The following is a 14,651-nucleotide window of genomic DNA, read 5'->3' as shown; positions in this document are numbered from 1 at the left end:
TTATAGGGTTGTAAGAATTGATTTGCGGAGTTTCTCGTTCCTTGCGTTCCATTCAAAGGAGCGTATCATCCATTGACGGTAATCAAGGGGAATGTCCGCTATTCTGTTCCCCTTATATTTGCCGAAAGGCATGATTTCAATCGGGGCTTCTGCCCGAGCGTCTATCGCCCGTGTGTCTTCACGGGTGTAATGACCGATGTCCGAAATGGGTATGCCTGACAGAAGCCGCCCGCCCGTTCCGAACATTCGCCACATTTTACCCTGCTCAAACGTGATGTCTTCAACACGCCCGAAACGTTCAACATTGCCGCCGAGGTCAACAATCAAAGCGTCCGTTTTTTCGGGGTCAATACGTGTCGCACGTCCGATAATCTGATAATACAAGGCGATAGAAGCCGTAGAAACGCCTAAAACGATGCAGTCGATACCTGTATAGTCAAAGCCTGTCGAAAGCACTCTGACGTTAAATATGACCCGTATTTCGCCCGCCCTGAAACGTGTGATGACCTGAGAACGTTCCGTCTTATCCATTTCCCCGTAAATCACGGCTGAGTTTGGGTATTTCTTTGAAAGCGTTATAGCGTCCTCAACAGAGGGAACGAAGACAAGAATATGGCGGCGGTCTGAATGTCTGTCAAGGGCTTGAACAATCTGTTCAGACCCTCCGTTTGCGTCATACGCCCGCTGAACGCTTTCTTCCGTGTATTCAGATTTTGAACTGTTGAAGACAAGAAGACTGCTGTCGAATCCCGTTGTCTCATATTGAAGCGGAGACCAAAAGCCGAGGCGAACCATTTCAGCCACCTGTCCGACATGAATGATTTCTTTGAAGAAGTTTCCTTTTTTTGAACGGGAGGTCAGCATGACAAGTTTTGAGAAGTTCTGTCCGTCCTTATCCCGGTTCGTTTGCAGCTTCACGGGGGTAGCCGTGATTCCGAGAACGTGGGTTATACCGCTTTCTTTCAGGAAACGCCCGAGCATACTGTCAGCCTCACGGGGATAAAGGTGCGCTTCATCAATCAACATTTTTGTAAACCCGAGAGACTTGAATTTAGCCCCGAGGCTCTTTATTGAGCCTATCGTGGCGTAAGTTATATGGGCGATGTCCTTTCGCCCGAAACTCGCGCTGTAAATGCCCGCATTCAAGGCGAAATCCCCGCATAGTGAGCAATATTTCAAATAGTTTTGTTCGAGCAACTCTTTCGAGGGTTGAAGAACAATCATTTTATCGTTGCTGTTCTTTGCGACAAAAGCCGTCAGTATTGATTTTCCCCAAGCGGTCGGGAGAACAATCAAACTCGGCTTCGGTTTCTTTTCCGTGAAGAACTGAATAGCCTTGTTTATCGGCTCTGTTTGGTTTTCTCTGAGTGTTATCATATTTGAGAGAATAAAACTCCGTATTTAGGGCTAACCACGCATAACAGCAAGCGTTTGAAAACCTTTCGGATGTTCAACCCATGTACGGAGTTTATATCGTTGTTTAACTGTCTTTTCATTTCGGTTATTGCAAAGATAAGTGATTACATTATAATCACTTTAAATCACGAAGATTTTTTTTAAGGCTCTCAGAAAGTTCAGGCTTTGAAAGCGGCTGTTTCGCTTTCAGTTTCTTCACAAGGATATTTGCGAGGCGAACCTTGTTATAAGTCCGGGTGTCCTTTTCTTCAACCTGAACCCCGTCTTTCCATGCTTCGATATAGCTGATTATATCTTCCATTTGCTTATTTGAAATGATATACATAACCGTCTGACCTTTCTTTGTTGATTGAACCTTATTTTAACAGGAAGCGGCGTGCCCCCTGAACCTCCCTTGAGAACTCGGAAACCATTTCAGGGTGTGCGGCTTTGAAAGCCTTGTCATCAAACTTCATTGACGGCTTGGGGGCTTTCCATGTGGCGAGCGTCTGACCTCCGTAGCTGATAGCCTCTGCATCTCCGAAGCCAAGTTTAATGCGTTCTTCCAACTCTGTCTTGATTTCATCAAGTTTATCCATCTCTTTCTTGACTTCTTTCAACTTTTGATAGTCTGAGAAAATAGCGTCATTCACTTCAACGATTTTCCCGTCCGTGTGACGGTTGAATTTCAGCAGAATGTCTTGAACCGATGTCGCTTCGGGTTCTTTCTTCCCCTGAATGTTGTCACGCCAAAACTTTTCAACTTCTTCAACTATCCATGCGTAGAAGTCAGGAACAAAAGACAGGTCTTTATAGCCGAACTCACGTCCTGAACAGAGCCAAGCCAAACTGCCCTCTTTCAATTCTGCAACTCCGAGTTGATATTGAACCTGACAGAACCAATGCTTCGGCAGATCGTCAGAGGAAATTTTCATTTGGGTGGTCTTACATTCCAAAATACCTTTGTTTGAAGCGTTCTTCTTTTCTCCTGCGAGCCAATATGTACGGTCAGGGCTGACCTGTAGATAGGGGCGTTCATTGTTTCTTATCAGCCAGTCCCCGGCTGATGACTTGATTATTTCACGTCCCGTATCGTCATGCCAAAACTGCGCAACTGCGTCTTCGAGATAGTGCCCCGCTTTCATAGCAAAGGTCTCTGTTTTAGGTTCATCAAGACCAACCTTGCGTCTCCAAAGCTGATAAGGGGTTTCCCACGGGTTCAACCCGAGAATGGTTGCAACCTCACTGCTCCCGATACCTGACTTTCTATGTTCAAGCCATTCGTTACGGTCTTTCGGTCTGATAATCGTGTAGCTCATTTTCTTTCCTCCCGTTCTTTTGCGTTTAATACTGATTTCATTAAAGAATCAAGCATACTTAGAGAAGCAGCTCTCTTTAACAACTCACGTCCTTGGGGTTGTCTTATAAACCCGACTAAAGCGTGAACGACTTCTTCTTCATTTCCCATGATAGACCCGGTTTGACGTGAGCTTTCCCCGTTTTCGTCAGGCTCAGAGGCGATGATAATTAAGGCGTGTCTCTTATCAGACTTTTCTATAAACTTCTGCATTTCTTCTGAAAATGCGTCAACCTGTGACATAAATTCGCTGTTATTTTTAGTTTCCATAAATTGTTGATATTTGAATGTTAAACATTTGTTGTTACTCACTTGCGGATAAGACAGAAGTCTGCCCAGATGTTGATGAACTGTTTCCCGCAGTAAACGGCGAGCGTGTCGCTCTTTAAGCAAAGGCGAGAACCGATACTCGCATTCGCATTCGAGGGGGCGTAATGCGAATCCGCATAAGCGAGACCCGCATAACCTGTTTGATATTCGCCTGTTGACATTAAGCGGCGGTCTGTTTTTTCGTCTTCATCCATGTCATTGATTTCTTTCTGAGTATAGAGCCAAAACCAAGGATAATAACGCCATTCGTCCTCTGTGAATTGAGGCTCCCAGCCCTCGTTCAAGGCGGCGCAGATGATACGGAGTTTGAGGTATGCAAGTATGTCCGTATCGTTTTTATTGTTTTCGTGGATGTTGTTTGTATAACCGTTATATGACCTTACAAATGGGTGTTCTTCCCCAAGTTCACGGCAAGCGTCTTCAAAGGTCTTTACACGCTCCATGATGTCTTTGGGTTTGAATGTATCTTCCCCGAAAACCTTGTGCATTTCGTTCTGAACCTGTTCTTTTGAAATTGCCGGGTAATTGGTTAATACCTGATAAAGTTCCCGCAAATCGTCTCTTTTGACTTCAATTACTTCTTTCATAATGTTTTACTTTTTAGATGTTGATGTTTTCTTTGACTTTTCTTCTTTTATTTCACCCGTTTCAGGGTCAACGTTGGCGGGTATCTCTCCCGTTGCTTGTGCGATAGCCGCTGCCGCCTTGTCAGCCGCCGAAGCGGTCTTTTTATTGGCTTCTTCTTGTGCTTTGGCTTCAAGTTGTGGTTTGACAAAGGTTTCCTGAACGGTTGTCGTTCCCTCTTTGATTGCGTTCCAAGTGGCTCTCAGTTCAAACAGACGTTCTTTGTCTATGTCTGCGATAGTCTTGATACCGAGATATTGGCAAATCATGGTTTCCGTCACACCCGCTTTTGCGAAGTTTGCCAAACAGTTCTTGCGTGATGTCTCAACGTCAATCGCCTGACCGAGCGCAACCTTTTTAACTTCATTGATGACACGTTTTGTAACGGCTTTCGGTATGACCGCCAAGACTGCATTTCTGAAAGCGATTGAAGAGGCAGCGTTGCCTGTCACAACCTGCATATCGTCACTATATGTTTTGCCCGTTTTCGTTGTTATTCGGCGGTCAACGGTCTTGCATACGGCGTAGTTTGTTTCAAGGTCATGGCAGACAGCCTGAGCCGTGATTTTACGCCCGTCATTCCCGATTATACGGGTCTGAACTCTCAGGTTTCCCCAAGCCCCTGCGATAATTTCTGCCATACGGATTGAAAGCCCTTCAATGGTGTTGTCATTACCGTTTGCGTCCTTTCTTCTGAGAACATAGAAGCAGTCTTCTGCCGTTTCCCTATCCATTGTGGCATAGGTGGCGATTTTGTTCAAGACTGTATTCAGGTCACGGGGATATTGCTTCGCCGTGGCAATCTGAATGTCAATTTCTGACCGGGTAATTCCCGCAAGCATTTCAGCTTGTTTGATTTCAATAATGTCATTTTCCATAATGATGAAATTTGATTGTTAATAAAATGATTGATTTAAATTTTATGGGTTGCTAAATATGTTGTAGCCTGACTTTGAATTTCTTCTTCTGTCGGTATGCGCCGTTCAAGCATCCATTCTTCCAATTCAGACTTCTTGAAATATAGTTTGCGGTTTTTCTTGAAGTATGGTATTTGTCGGTTGCTTGTCAGGCGGTAAAGGTGTCCTTTGCTCAATCCCGTGAACAGAATCGTTTCTTCAAAGTCAAGAACCGTTTTTGAACTGATAAGCGTCAACCGTGAAAGGTTGTCTATTTTTTCATTGAGTTGTTCCAAAGTGATTTCCATATTCAATCCTCCTGTATGTTTATTTCCGGTAAAAGACCCTTTTTTGAGAGCCATTTCCCGCATAGAATACAACCTGAAAAACTTGTTATCGCAAGGGCTTTAATCAGAAAGAAATCGCCCAATGTCATACATACATCGGGGGCTTCTTCTCCTGCGAGAACCATGAATGAAACCATTCCCCAAAGACCGAGAACGGTCATCAGCCCCCATTGAATAATTTTCTTTTTCATAATGACCTACAGTTTTCGATGTCAAACATTATCGCTTTCAATCCCGTTCTTACGATGTCTTGATATTTAATCAAGAGTTTTTGAAGACGGGCGTTTTCCGTGTTTATGGTCTTGTTAGCCGTTTCAAGGGCTTTGATATACTGTGCGTCAGACTGTCCGTTCCGGGAGACCGTTACCTCCGTGACGTGCGGTTCGGGGAAAAGCCATTCAAAAAGTTCTGTTTCTTTGATTGTAACGGTGCTCACAGTCTTTGTCGTTCTTTTTGTTGTCACAGTCTTTGTCTTTTCTGCCGCCGCTTTGGTCTCGTTTTTTCTCTTTTCAGCTTTGCGCTCCCAATATCTTTCCATGTACTTTTTATTGTACTCGGTCTTGATTTTTTGCGCCTCTTTACTTAGTGCCATTTATACCCCCTTTCTGCGCTTCCAATTTCTTCTCCACACGGCGGCGAATCAAGTAAATAGTTCCTGCGCTGTGTATGTTATATTTCTTCATCAGGTGTTCTGTTACGAGCGTTTTACTCTGTCCCTCAACGGCAATCAGGGCGTTATACTCGTTGTAAATAGCCAAGTCACGGGTTTCCCGTTCTGTTTGGCAAGGTGTCTTAAAAATCATTGTTTCCATATCGTCATTTGTTTGAAATTGCTTTTCTGTATGTCACGTCTTCCATACCATTTGATAGGGATAAAATGCGCATGAGTTCTTCAAGGTCTATTTCCTTGTCGCTTGCCTTGTCATCATCGTTAGGGGTACAATCAAAGATGTTATGTTTGTTGACGAAAGCGTGGAGAATGTCTTTCATTAGGCGTTTTTTCTCTTTGTTAAACTGAGACTTGAAGAACGCAACCATGTCGGATATTTCGGCATATTCCAAGTCTGTCAGGTCTATGTAGATTGTCTTCTTTGAAGCACTGTAAGTTGACCCATTAAATGCTTCGCTCTTGCTACCAAGAACCGATAGGAAGACTTGAATGATAATCGTGCGTTCTTCTTTGTTCCTATACTTGAATGTCCTGCGTGAAATATTGTTTTCGCAGATGTCTTCAAGCGTCATACCGTATTTTCTCAGATGTTCTTCAAGAAGACGGCGGGCGTTCTCTGCCTCCCCTCCGCATCCCCGTTCTGCGAGAGCGAGAAGTTTTTTGAGTTTGTCAGTAATTCTTTCCATATCAAAAATTTACTTATCAGTTTATTCCGATTTTATTTATTATTTCGTATATTTGTCCGCATACAAAATTGTATGACGGTGCAAATATAAACAAAGTAATTATTTTGAAAGAATAAATCGAAATTAAATTTATAATTTAACAATAATTATATTTACTAATGGAACATCTTAGACGATTGAAAAAAGTTATAAATTGGCTTATTTTCAAGGAAATAGCGGAAAATGAAAGGGCTTTGGCTGAAACTCTGGGATATACAAAGTCTTCTTTCTCTCAGATTGTTACGGGTAAAGTACCTCTTTCCGAGAAGTTTATGAAGCGAATTTGTTCCCTTGATGAAAATATAAACTTTGTTTGGCTTCAATCAGGCGAGGGAGAAATGTTCCTTTCTAATAATCTGAACAGTGAAGACGGCGGGGTGGCTGTTCCTAAAGATGCTTGGGAAATCATCAAGCAGCAAGCGGAAAGCCTTTCAGTCCGTGACAAGCAAATAGATGAATTAATGGAAATGCTGAAAGAACAGATTCAGGAAAACAAAAAAATCAATGCCCGCCGGGAAGGGAATGCAAGCTCTGCCGTTGCCGTATAGCGGTTGTCGGGAAAAGTGTTTTCAAAATACCTAAATATGGATATGAATAGAAGACTTCAAGATATTATAAAGTATAAGACTGGCGGGAGACAGACCGCCTTTGCAGCCCTTTTGAATTGGTCGCCGCAATATCTGTCTAAACTTCTGAAAGGTGTTGATTTCGGCTTGCAACCCGTGGTCTCAATCATTGAGGCTTTGCCCGAGATAAACGCCCGTTGGTTCTTGACAGGGCAGGGGGAAATGCTGAGTGATGAGAAACAAGCGGACTTGCGCCGTGAAGCCCTTGAACACGTTTTTCAGGTCATGGAACTTGAACGTTTCATTCCCGTTATGACACCCGATGAACTCCGCATGTTTGAACGTCAAGTAAGAGAGGGGGAGAAAGCCGATTTCAGCCCCGACACGCTTCAATCATGGAGGGAACGCCTTAATCTCCGGGAGAGAGAAATTAACACCAAATTTGCAACCGCAGCCGCTAAATCAGATGAATTATGCAGACAGAAGACAGCCAAAAGGTAGTACGCCGTTTTTTTGAGGCTCTTTACCGCCTGAAAGATGACGGGAAGATAAGAGGAAAACAGACTTTTACACGTGAGTTTGATATAAATCGTTGGAATTTGAACAAACTTGAAAAGAACTTGGCAAGTGACATTTTTCAACCCGCTTGGTTGACTTATATAGTGAAAGAATACAAGGTTTCCGCACGCTGGCTTCTGACAGGCGAGGGGGATTTCTATGAAACGAGGACGGGGGCAAAGCCGTGAAGCTGCCCCCGTCCCTTATTCCTTGTTGTCATCAGCCCCGAAAATATCGGGTATCATCGCAACCGCCTCCTGCTTTTTCTTATCAAGGATTTTCGCGTAAATCTGTGTTGTTGAAAGTTCCTTGTGCCCGAGAAGTTTCTGAACCGTGTAGATTTCTGCGCCGAGGTCAAGCATGAGGACAGCGAATGTGTGCCGCCCTGAATGGAACGTGATGTCTTTTGTTATTCCCGCCCTATTTGCCCACATCCTTAACTCAGCTATCATATAGGCACTGTATTTGAAACCGACAAAAACCCGGTCATCAGGTTCACGGCGAACCCCCATGTATTGAACCGCTTGTTTATTGATGTCAAGGTATTCTTGCCCGCCCGTCTTCTTCTGTTTGAAGATTATCCGGGTAAAGTCTCCTTGCTGCTGAACTTCACGCCAACGGAGTTTCTCAATGTCTGATTTGCGAAGACCTGTCAGGCATGAGAACATGAACGCATTTTTCAAGGCTGGGTATTTGCAATGGGCAGCAGCCATCGCCTTGACTTCTTCCAATGTCAGATAACTTCTTTCCGTTTCAGCTTGTTTGAAACCCTCAATGCCACGAAGTGGGTTATGCGGTATTATCCTGTCTTCAAATGCTTGGTTGATGCAGGCACGGAGTTTGTTGAAGTAACTGACCTTGCTGTTTTGTGAAAGCGGCTTTGTCACTTCTTCCGTTGTGATAATCTTCCGTTTGTCTCTGCAACGGGCGTTCTTGTCAAGGTGTTCACGAAAACCGATTATCCATTCAGGTGTTATGTCCTTGAATGTGGTGTTAGGCTTGCAATACCGTTCAAGGTGTTTGAGGCAGCTATACCAATTACCCCAGTTTCCCCGGCTCTCGGGGTTGCCGTGACGTTTCTCACACATAGCCCGGTAATAGTCAAGAAAGTTCGTTTCAAGTTTGTAGGCGGCGTTAAAACCGTATTCTCCGTTTTGAAGTTCAACAACCCGCTTGGCTTTTATCGCCTCGGCGAGTTGAAGCGTCTGACGGTTCTTCTCCTTATCCTTTCTGTTCGTTTCAGGGATAAGATAGAGTTTCAAGTATTCATAAGACCTTTTCCCGTTCAGGTAGATGTCGAGGTATAACGTGATATTCCCCGAAGCGGTCTTTCTCTGTCTGAGCCTTATCGGTTCTTTCGATTTTCCCATAATTTTTGTTGCTTTTGTTGCTGTTTTCGATACGAGCAACAAAATAACAACAAAAAAATAATAAAACGGGTATAATCAGAGAAAAATTTTATATCGGTTTATATGGTGTGTAAAACATTGATTGATTAACTGTTATCTATCATTGATTACACCCGTTTTGTATGCCTTTTGCTTTCCGTTTTACTTACTTTACTTTCCGATGCAAAAATGTTCGAAAATATTCCCAAGTACCATATCGTTCGTAACTTCCCCTGCAATATCGCTTAGATGGAAAATGCATTCGCGGATATCTTGTGAAACAAAATCTCCGGATAGATTTTCTGCTAATCCTTGTTGGACCCGGTGGATGGCTTCCAAGGCATGGGTCAAAGCCTCGTAGTGGCGTATATTCGTGACAATGACATCGTTTTGGGTAACCGTGGGCAGGTTAGCGGCAGAGATTAGCATTTGCTGAAGCTTGTCGAGGTTGGTACGTCCTTTGGCAGAGATGGAGATGCATTGCACATTAGTAGCGGCCACGGTGAAACTGGAGTTGGGGATGGTTGAGGCATCTTGCACCAAATCGGTCTTGTTGAATACGAGAATGAGCCGTTTCCCTTCGCAACGGGGAAGTATCTGGGTAGTTAGTTGTGGTATCCGTGAGACGGCATTCGTGGCATCAACTATCCAGAGCACGATTTCCGCCTGCTCCAATTTCTGGAAGGTTCGCTCAATTCCTAGGTTCTCGATGGTGTCGTTCGTTTCGCGTATGCCTGCCGTATCAATAAATCGGAAAGTTATCCCACCAAGATTGACTGTGTCTTCTATCACATCGCGGGTTGTCCCGTGTATGTCGCTTACAATGGCTCGTTCCTCGTTTAGTAGTGCATTCAACAGGGTGGATTTACCAGCGTTCGTTTCGCCGATGATGGCTACGGGCACGCCGTTCTTGATGGCATTGCCTACACTGAAGGATTGTACTAAACGGGAAATTACCTGCTCTATGCCGTCTGCTAGGAGACATAGCTCGGAGCGGTCGGCAAATTCCAGTTCTTCGTGGTCGCTGAAGTCCAGCTCCAGTTCTATGAGTGATGTGAAGTGCAGCAATTGGTCGCGTAGTGAGGCCAGCTCTTTACTGAACCCACCGCGCATTTGGCTCATGGCGAGGCGGTGAGTGGCGGCAGAGGTGGAGGCGATGAGGTCGGCCACGGCTTCGGCCTGGCTTAGGTCCATTTTGCCGCCCAAGAAGGCCCGTTGCGTGTACTCACCGGGAGCGGCCAGGCGGCAACCATTGCCGATGAGCAATTGCAACACCTTCTGAAGAATATAGCTCGAACCGTGGCACATGATTTCCGTGCTATCCTCGCCCGTGTACGAGTGGGGGGCACGGAATAAGCTTACAAGTACTTCGTCTATGATGTTTTCTTCTTCATGGATATGACCGAAGGTAAGTGTGTATGGCTTGGCATCCTTCAGCTTCTTCCCCTTCCGGGCAGGGGTAAATATGCGGGATGTTATCTCTATGGCATCCGGTCCGGAGACACGGATGCATCCTATGGCTCCCCCTTGGGCGGTGGCTATGGCACAAATGGTATCTTGGTTCATTTTATCCGGCTTATTTTTATTCAGCAAAGATAATGGTTTCTTTACAAAAAAGAGAGATGGTGATTCAACTTATGGGCTTTTATCGTAACTTTGTGCAAATCGATAATGGATAGATGCTTATAAAGCCTAATCCGCCTCTGTGCCCATTGTGGGTATAGCAGGACATTGCTACACTATACAGACCAGCAACAGGCACGTCAGGCAGGATGTGATGAAGTCATTACTAAACCCTACTCCTAGGATTGGCTGAAGGAAAGGGAGGAGCATTTCTTGAAGGATACTTAGATACGGTCGAGTACTGTTTTGATAAGAGTATCTATCGTATTCTTGTATCCCGTGTTAGCTTCTTTTATCAGGCGGTTGGCAATGACCATGCATACCGTCATGGCCTTGTGCCCCATCAGACGGCTCAAGCCTGCCAGGGCAGAACTTTCCATCTCGAAGTTGGTAATACGGTAGCCGTTGTATTCAAATTTTTCAATCTTCTCATTCTGATGTGGGTCGGCAAGCGGCACGCGTAACTCGCGTCCTTGAGGTCCGAAGAAGCCCCCGGCGGCAATCGTTACGCCACGTACCATGTCGTTTTGTGCGATGCGGTCTATCAGTTCAGTGCTTGCATCAATGACGTAGGGGGCAGGGGCACACATGTTGCCGGACCATCCCATATGGTTGAGGAAGGCACGCTCCATGGGCAGGTCGCACACGGAGTTGCGTCCGGCATAGAAGTTGAGCAGCCCATCGAAACCAATGGACTTTTCAGAACATACAAATGTACCCACCGGAGTGTAGGGTTGCAAGCCGCCGCAGGTGCCGATACGTACCAGCTCAAGGCTACGTAGGCGGGGCTTTTCTTCGCGCGTCTCGAAGTCGATGTTTGCCAGGGCATCCAGTTCGTTCATCACGATATCGATGTTGTCACATCCGATACCGGTGGAAACCACCGTAATACGTTTCCCCTGGTAAGTACCGGTGATAGTCTTGAACTCGCGGCTTTCCACTTCACATTCCTTGTTCTCGAAATGGGAGGCAACCAGTGCCACCCGTCCGGGGTCGCCTACCAAGATGACTTTATCTGCCAGCCATTCGGGCTTTACGTGAAGATGAAATACAGAACCGTCTTCATTGATGATCAGTTCGGAAGAGGCGAAATATTTCTTCATATGCTTGAGGCTTTAATCTTTTGTTTATAAATAGAAACGTCGGGAACCGATTCTTGTTCACCGGTTCCGGCGTTTCGTCAGTTACTTTCCGGGTTATTTACTCAACGGCTGGCTGGTATTGCCCGTCGTCGGTTTGGCAATGTTTTCGCGCATGGAAGTGTCGGCTTCTATATTCTTCATCCGGTAATAGTCCATGATACCCAGATTGCCGTTGCGGAATGCTTCGGCCATGGCCTTGGGTACTTCCGCTTCTGCCTCGATAACTTTGGCACGGGCTTCCTGGGCTTTTGCCTTCATTTCCTGCTCTGTGGCTACGGCCATGGCGCGGCGTTCCTCTGCCTTGGCTTGAGCAATGTTCTTGTCGGCATTGGCTTGGTCTATCTGCAGGGCGGCACCGATATTCTTACCTATGTCAATATCAGCAATGTCAATGGACAGAATTTCGAATGCTGTTCCGGCATCCAACCCCTTGCGCAATACCAGTTTGGAGATAGAATCCGGATTCTCCAATACAGACTTATGATTCTCTGACGAACCGATGGAAGACACAATACCCTCGCCTACACGGGCCAGAATCGTGTCTTCTCCGGCACCTCCCACCAATTGGCGGATATTGGCGCGCACCGTTACACGGGCCTTGGCAATCAGCTGGATACCGTCTTTGGCAACAGCTGTCACGGGAGGAGTGTCAATTACTTTGGGGTTAACGGACATCTGTACGGCTTCGAATACGTCACGGCCGGCAAGGTCGATGGCGGTTGCCATCTGGAACGGCAGCTCGATATTGGCTTTAGAGGCGGATACCAGTGCGTGTACCACCCGCTCTACGTGACCTCCGGCAAGGTAGTGCGCTTCCAGTTCGTCGCGCGTGATGTTTTGCAATCCTGCTTTATGAGCTTCAATCATGCCGGGCACAATGATATAAGGAGGAACATTACGGATACGCATCAGGAAAAGTTGTACCAGCGAGATGTTTACTCCCGATACTTTGGCAGACAGCCACAAGAAGAACGGTACATAATGGAAGAAAAGTACCAGGAAAATAATGCCTCCTATAATGAGGAAGGCGGTTAAATACATTGTGCTTGGATCCATGAGATTAAATATTAATTGTTAGTTATAAATAGGTTGATTTCTGAAATTTCACTGCTTGAGCCGCTCCACTAAGAGGACTCCGTCGGCAATACGGTCTACGATAATCGGAGTCTTTTCGTTCAGGAAGCCGTCTGATGACTTTACTTCCACGATGTCTCCGTTGATTTCGGCATAGCCGATAAGAGCCAGGCGAGTAGTGGTTACGCCTATATCACCTACCTTGACTTTTTCCTCGGCACTACGGTCTACTTTGGAGGTGATGTTTTTTTTCAATGCAATTTTGTCGAGTGTCTTGGAGCGCATGAACCATACCAACGAGCCGATACAAGCCAGGGCAGATATGATAAGCGTAATGACACCTGCCGTGGTGCCCATATAGGCAAAGGCATAGTAGTTGGCAAAGATGATGCAACCTCCTGCCAGAAAACCGGCAACGCTGATGCCCGGAATTACGAATAATTCCACTAAGAACAAGATTACTGCTCCTATAATCAATGAGGCGATAATGAGTATATCCATAGTTGTCTTTATTTGGTGGCTTGTTTTTCCAGGTTGCGCACTTGAATGGCAGTCTGCTCCATCTCAGTGGACAATTGCCGTACACGTTGCTCCAGGTCGAGGATGGCGGCGGACATCTTGTCCTTTTCCTGCTTGTTGGCTCGGGAGTATTCCGAACGCATATCTTCCAGTTTCTCCTGCAGTTGTTTGTAGCTCTGCTCCAGCTGATTGTATTTGCCATACGAGGCTTTGGCCTGTGGGGAGCGGAAATCGTCCAGCTGGTAGTAGGTGGAGTGGTCGTCAATGATGAATTGGAAATCATGCTTCTTGGTAGTCCGCGGCTTTGCGTTGGCAGCAGTCCGAAGCCTTTCTCGGGCGCCCTTTACCGCATCGGTGTCCGTCCATGTGTCCTTGATAGAGTGAAGTTGCGCCAATGATATCATCTTGTCCGGGTCCATCCCTTCGTAGTTGTACACTTGCTTGGATGAGTTGGGAATGAATACATAGATACACACTTTGCCTTCGGGCTGGTAGCGGTCGGAGGCAAACCATCCCAAGTCGTTGAATTCGTCGATGACGTACATATAGTCGTTGTAGGGCGAATTGAACGGCATGCCCACATTTTCCGGCATCAGATAGGAGTCGGTATTCGTATTGTAACGGGTGACGAAAATGTCATATCCTCCCATCGAGCCAGGGCCATCCGAAGCATAGTAGATAGTGATACCGTCCGTAAGTACATAGGGATAGTCTGCATTCATGGCCTCGTTGATGCTTCCGGGCAACAAGCTGCCATCACTCCATTTGTCCAGCAACTTGTTGCGCGAAAGGATACTGAGGGTGCTGTCCGGTTGCATTTCGCTATAATATAGCTTATTGCCCAGCTCCGTTTCGTATACCGTTCCGCCTTCCTTACCGGAATCATTGAAGTAGGTGTCGTACATGAACAGCTTGCCCGATTCGGGGCTGATTTTGTATGCATCCAGGAATTTTTCCTTGTCTACCACAAAGCTGTCGATGAAGCAGACCTCTTCCACGCCTTTCAGCATGCGCAAGTTGGATTTGCTTTTTTCCAATAATTGTTCGGCCTCTTCGGTGGAGCGTTTTCTCTTTTTCAGGTCGGAAATGTAGGTCTCATAAGTCTCGATGGCATCTTCGAACCGATATAGATCATTGTATGCCAGGGCCAAATAGAGTTGCCCGCTGGGGACACGTCTCTTGACGGCGCTTTCCAGGTACTTCAAGGCTTCTGCGGGTTCGCCGGTTTCCAGGCAACATACACCGTACCATAGGTTGTAATTTCCATTACCAGGTTGTGTCTTGACGAGTTTCTTGAAAGTGGGCTTGGCTTCTTCGTATTCTCCCTTCTCGTACAAGGCTTTGGCTTCTGCCAGGCTTTGTGCGGAAATTGTTATGCTCAAAAGGCCGAATAGAAAGAAAAGGATATATTTTTTATTCATATTGATACATGCTGAT

The 14,651-nt window shown here is 45.8% G+C and carries 20 protein-coding genes; 3 read left to right on the top strand and 17 right to left on the bottom strand.

Annotated features, from left to right (window positions below; translation table 11 throughout):
- From DWY55_RS00205 to DWY55_RS00155, 11 genes are all read right to left on the bottom strand, one after another.
- Complete coding sequence (locus DWY55_RS00205; protein ID WP_120177920.1) at window positions 1-1,377, bottom strand: putative quorum-sensing-regulated virulence factor; 1,377 nt, start codon at window positions 1,375-1,377, stop codon at window positions 1-3.
- A gap of 154 nt (window positions 1,378-1,531) precedes the next feature.
- On the bottom strand, window positions 1,532-1,717 hold the full coding sequence (locus tag DWY55_RS00200; RefSeq protein ID WP_038606979.1) for a hypothetical protein: 186 nt from the start codon (window positions 1,715-1,717) through the stop codon (window positions 1,532-1,534).
- Window positions 1,718-1,772: 55 nt separating this feature from the next.
- Window positions 1,773-2,714: a YqaJ viral recombinase family protein gene (locus DWY55_RS00195; RefSeq protein ID WP_120177919.1), complete on the bottom strand. Its 942-nt coding sequence runs from the start codon at window positions 2,712-2,714 to the stop codon at window positions 1,773-1,775.
- Complete coding sequence (locus DWY55_RS00190; protein WP_120177918.1) at window positions 2,711-3,022, bottom strand: hypothetical protein; 312 nt, start codon at window positions 3,020-3,022, stop codon at window positions 2,711-2,713. The genes DWY55_RS00195 and DWY55_RS00190 overlap by 4 nt, the downstream gene beginning before the upstream one ends.
- A gap of 38 nt (window positions 3,023-3,060) precedes the next feature.
- Complete coding sequence (locus DWY55_RS00185; RefSeq protein ID WP_120177917.1) at window positions 3,061-3,669, bottom strand: hypothetical protein; 609 nt, start codon at window positions 3,667-3,669, stop codon at window positions 3,061-3,063.
- Window positions 3,670-3,675: 6 nt separating this feature from the next.
- Window positions 3,676-4,584 (bottom strand): hypothetical protein, encoded by a 909-nt coding sequence (locus DWY55_RS00180; RefSeq protein ID WP_120177916.1) that lies wholly within the window; start codon window positions 4,582-4,584, stop codon window positions 3,676-3,678.
- A 35-nt stretch (window positions 4,585-4,619) separates the two neighbouring features.
- Window positions 4,620-4,910 carry a helix-turn-helix domain-containing protein gene (locus DWY55_RS00175; protein WP_007565090.1) on the bottom strand — a complete coding sequence of 97 codons (291 nt, stop codon included), beginning with the start codon at window positions 4,908-4,910 and terminating at the stop codon, window positions 4,620-4,622.
- Window positions 4,911-4,912: 2 nt separating this feature from the next.
- Window positions 4,913-5,140, bottom strand: a complete 228-nt coding sequence (locus tag DWY55_RS00170; RefSeq protein WP_120177915.1) for a hypothetical protein — start codon at window positions 5,138-5,140, stop codon at window positions 4,913-4,915.
- Window positions 5,137-5,541 carry a hypothetical protein gene (locus DWY55_RS00165; protein WP_120177914.1) on the bottom strand — a complete coding sequence of 135 codons (405 nt, stop codon included), beginning with the start codon at window positions 5,539-5,541 and terminating at the stop codon, window positions 5,137-5,139. Before DWY55_RS00165 ends, DWY55_RS00170 begins: the two co-directional genes overlap by 4 nt.
- On the bottom strand, window positions 5,528-5,761 hold the full coding sequence (locus DWY55_RS00160; RefSeq protein WP_007565095.1) for a hypothetical protein: 234 nt from the start codon (window positions 5,759-5,761) through the stop codon (window positions 5,528-5,530). Before DWY55_RS00160 ends, DWY55_RS00165 begins: the two co-directional genes overlap by 14 nt.
- Before the next feature lie 4 nt (window positions 5,762-5,765).
- Window positions 5,766-6,305, bottom strand: a complete 540-nt coding sequence (locus DWY55_RS00155) for a DUF2786 domain-containing protein (protein WP_007565097.1) — start codon at window positions 6,303-6,305, stop codon at window positions 5,766-5,768.
- 158 nt (window positions 6,306-6,463) lie between these two features.
- Between DWY55_RS00155 and DWY55_RS00150 the strand changes: the two genes are divergently transcribed.
- Genes DWY55_RS00150 through DWY55_RS00140 form a run of 3 tightly spaced genes read left to right on the top strand, consistent with a single transcriptional unit; the run spans window position 6,464 to window position 7,656 of the window.
- A complete protein-coding gene (locus DWY55_RS00150; protein WP_120177912.1) occupies window positions 6,464-6,892 on the top strand; it encodes an XRE family transcriptional regulator in 429 nt (142 codons plus the stop codon).
- 42 nt (window positions 6,893-6,934) lie between these two features.
- Window positions 6,935-7,411, top strand: coding sequence for a hypothetical protein (locus DWY55_RS00145; protein ID WP_120177978.1), 477 nt, complete (start codon window positions 6,935-6,937; stop codon window positions 7,409-7,411).
- Window positions 7,384-7,656, top strand: a complete 273-nt coding sequence (locus DWY55_RS00140; protein ID WP_007565103.1) for a hypothetical protein — start codon at window positions 7,384-7,386, stop codon at window positions 7,654-7,656. Before DWY55_RS00145 ends, DWY55_RS00140 begins: the two co-directional genes overlap by 28 nt.
- 15 nt (window positions 7,657-7,671) lie before the next feature.
- Here the strand turns inward: DWY55_RS00140 and DWY55_RS00135 are convergent, their stop codons facing one another.
- From DWY55_RS00135 to DWY55_RS00105, 6 genes are all read right to left on the bottom strand, one after another.
- Window positions 7,672-8,838, bottom strand: coding sequence for a site-specific integrase (locus DWY55_RS00135; RefSeq protein ID WP_120177977.1), 1,167 nt, complete (start codon window positions 8,836-8,838; stop codon window positions 7,672-7,674).
- A gap of 189 nt (window positions 8,839-9,027) precedes the next feature.
- Window positions 9,028-10,422, bottom strand: a complete 1,395-nt coding sequence (gene mnmE / locus DWY55_RS00130; RefSeq protein WP_005826869.1) for a tRNA uridine-5-carboxymethylaminomethyl(34) synthesis GTPase MnmE — start codon at window positions 10,420-10,422, stop codon at window positions 9,028-9,030.
- A gap of 281 nt (window positions 10,423-10,703) precedes the next feature.
- Entirely contained in the window at window positions 10,704-11,582 is an 879-nt protein-coding gene (locus tag DWY55_RS00120) for a nucleoside phosphorylase (RefSeq protein ID WP_009036776.1), read from the bottom strand.
- 93 nt (window positions 11,583-11,675) lie between these two features.
- A complete protein-coding gene (floA, locus tag DWY55_RS00115) occupies window positions 11,676-12,677 on the bottom strand; it encodes a flotillin-like protein FloA (RefSeq protein ID WP_005826863.1) in 1,002 nt (333 codons plus the stop codon).
- Between the two features lie 48 nt (window positions 12,678-12,725).
- Window positions 12,726-13,196 carry an NfeD family protein gene (locus DWY55_RS00110; protein WP_005826862.1) on the bottom strand — a complete coding sequence of 157 codons (471 nt, stop codon included), beginning with the start codon at window positions 13,194-13,196 and terminating at the stop codon, window positions 12,726-12,728.
- Window positions 13,197-13,204: 8 nt separating this feature from the next.
- Window positions 13,205-14,635, bottom strand: coding sequence for a tetratricopeptide repeat protein (locus tag DWY55_RS00105; protein WP_057097653.1), 1,431 nt, complete (start codon window positions 14,633-14,635; stop codon window positions 13,205-13,207).
- Window positions 14,636-14,651 lie beyond the last annotated feature (16 nt).

The organism is Bacteroides sp. AF25-38AC (assembly GCF_003602995.1).
Taxonomy (GTDB): domain Bacteria; phylum Bacteroidota; class Bacteroidia; order Bacteroidales; family Bacteroidaceae; genus Bacteroides; species Bacteroides uniformis.
This window is presented reverse-complemented; position numbering and strand designations above follow the sequence as displayed.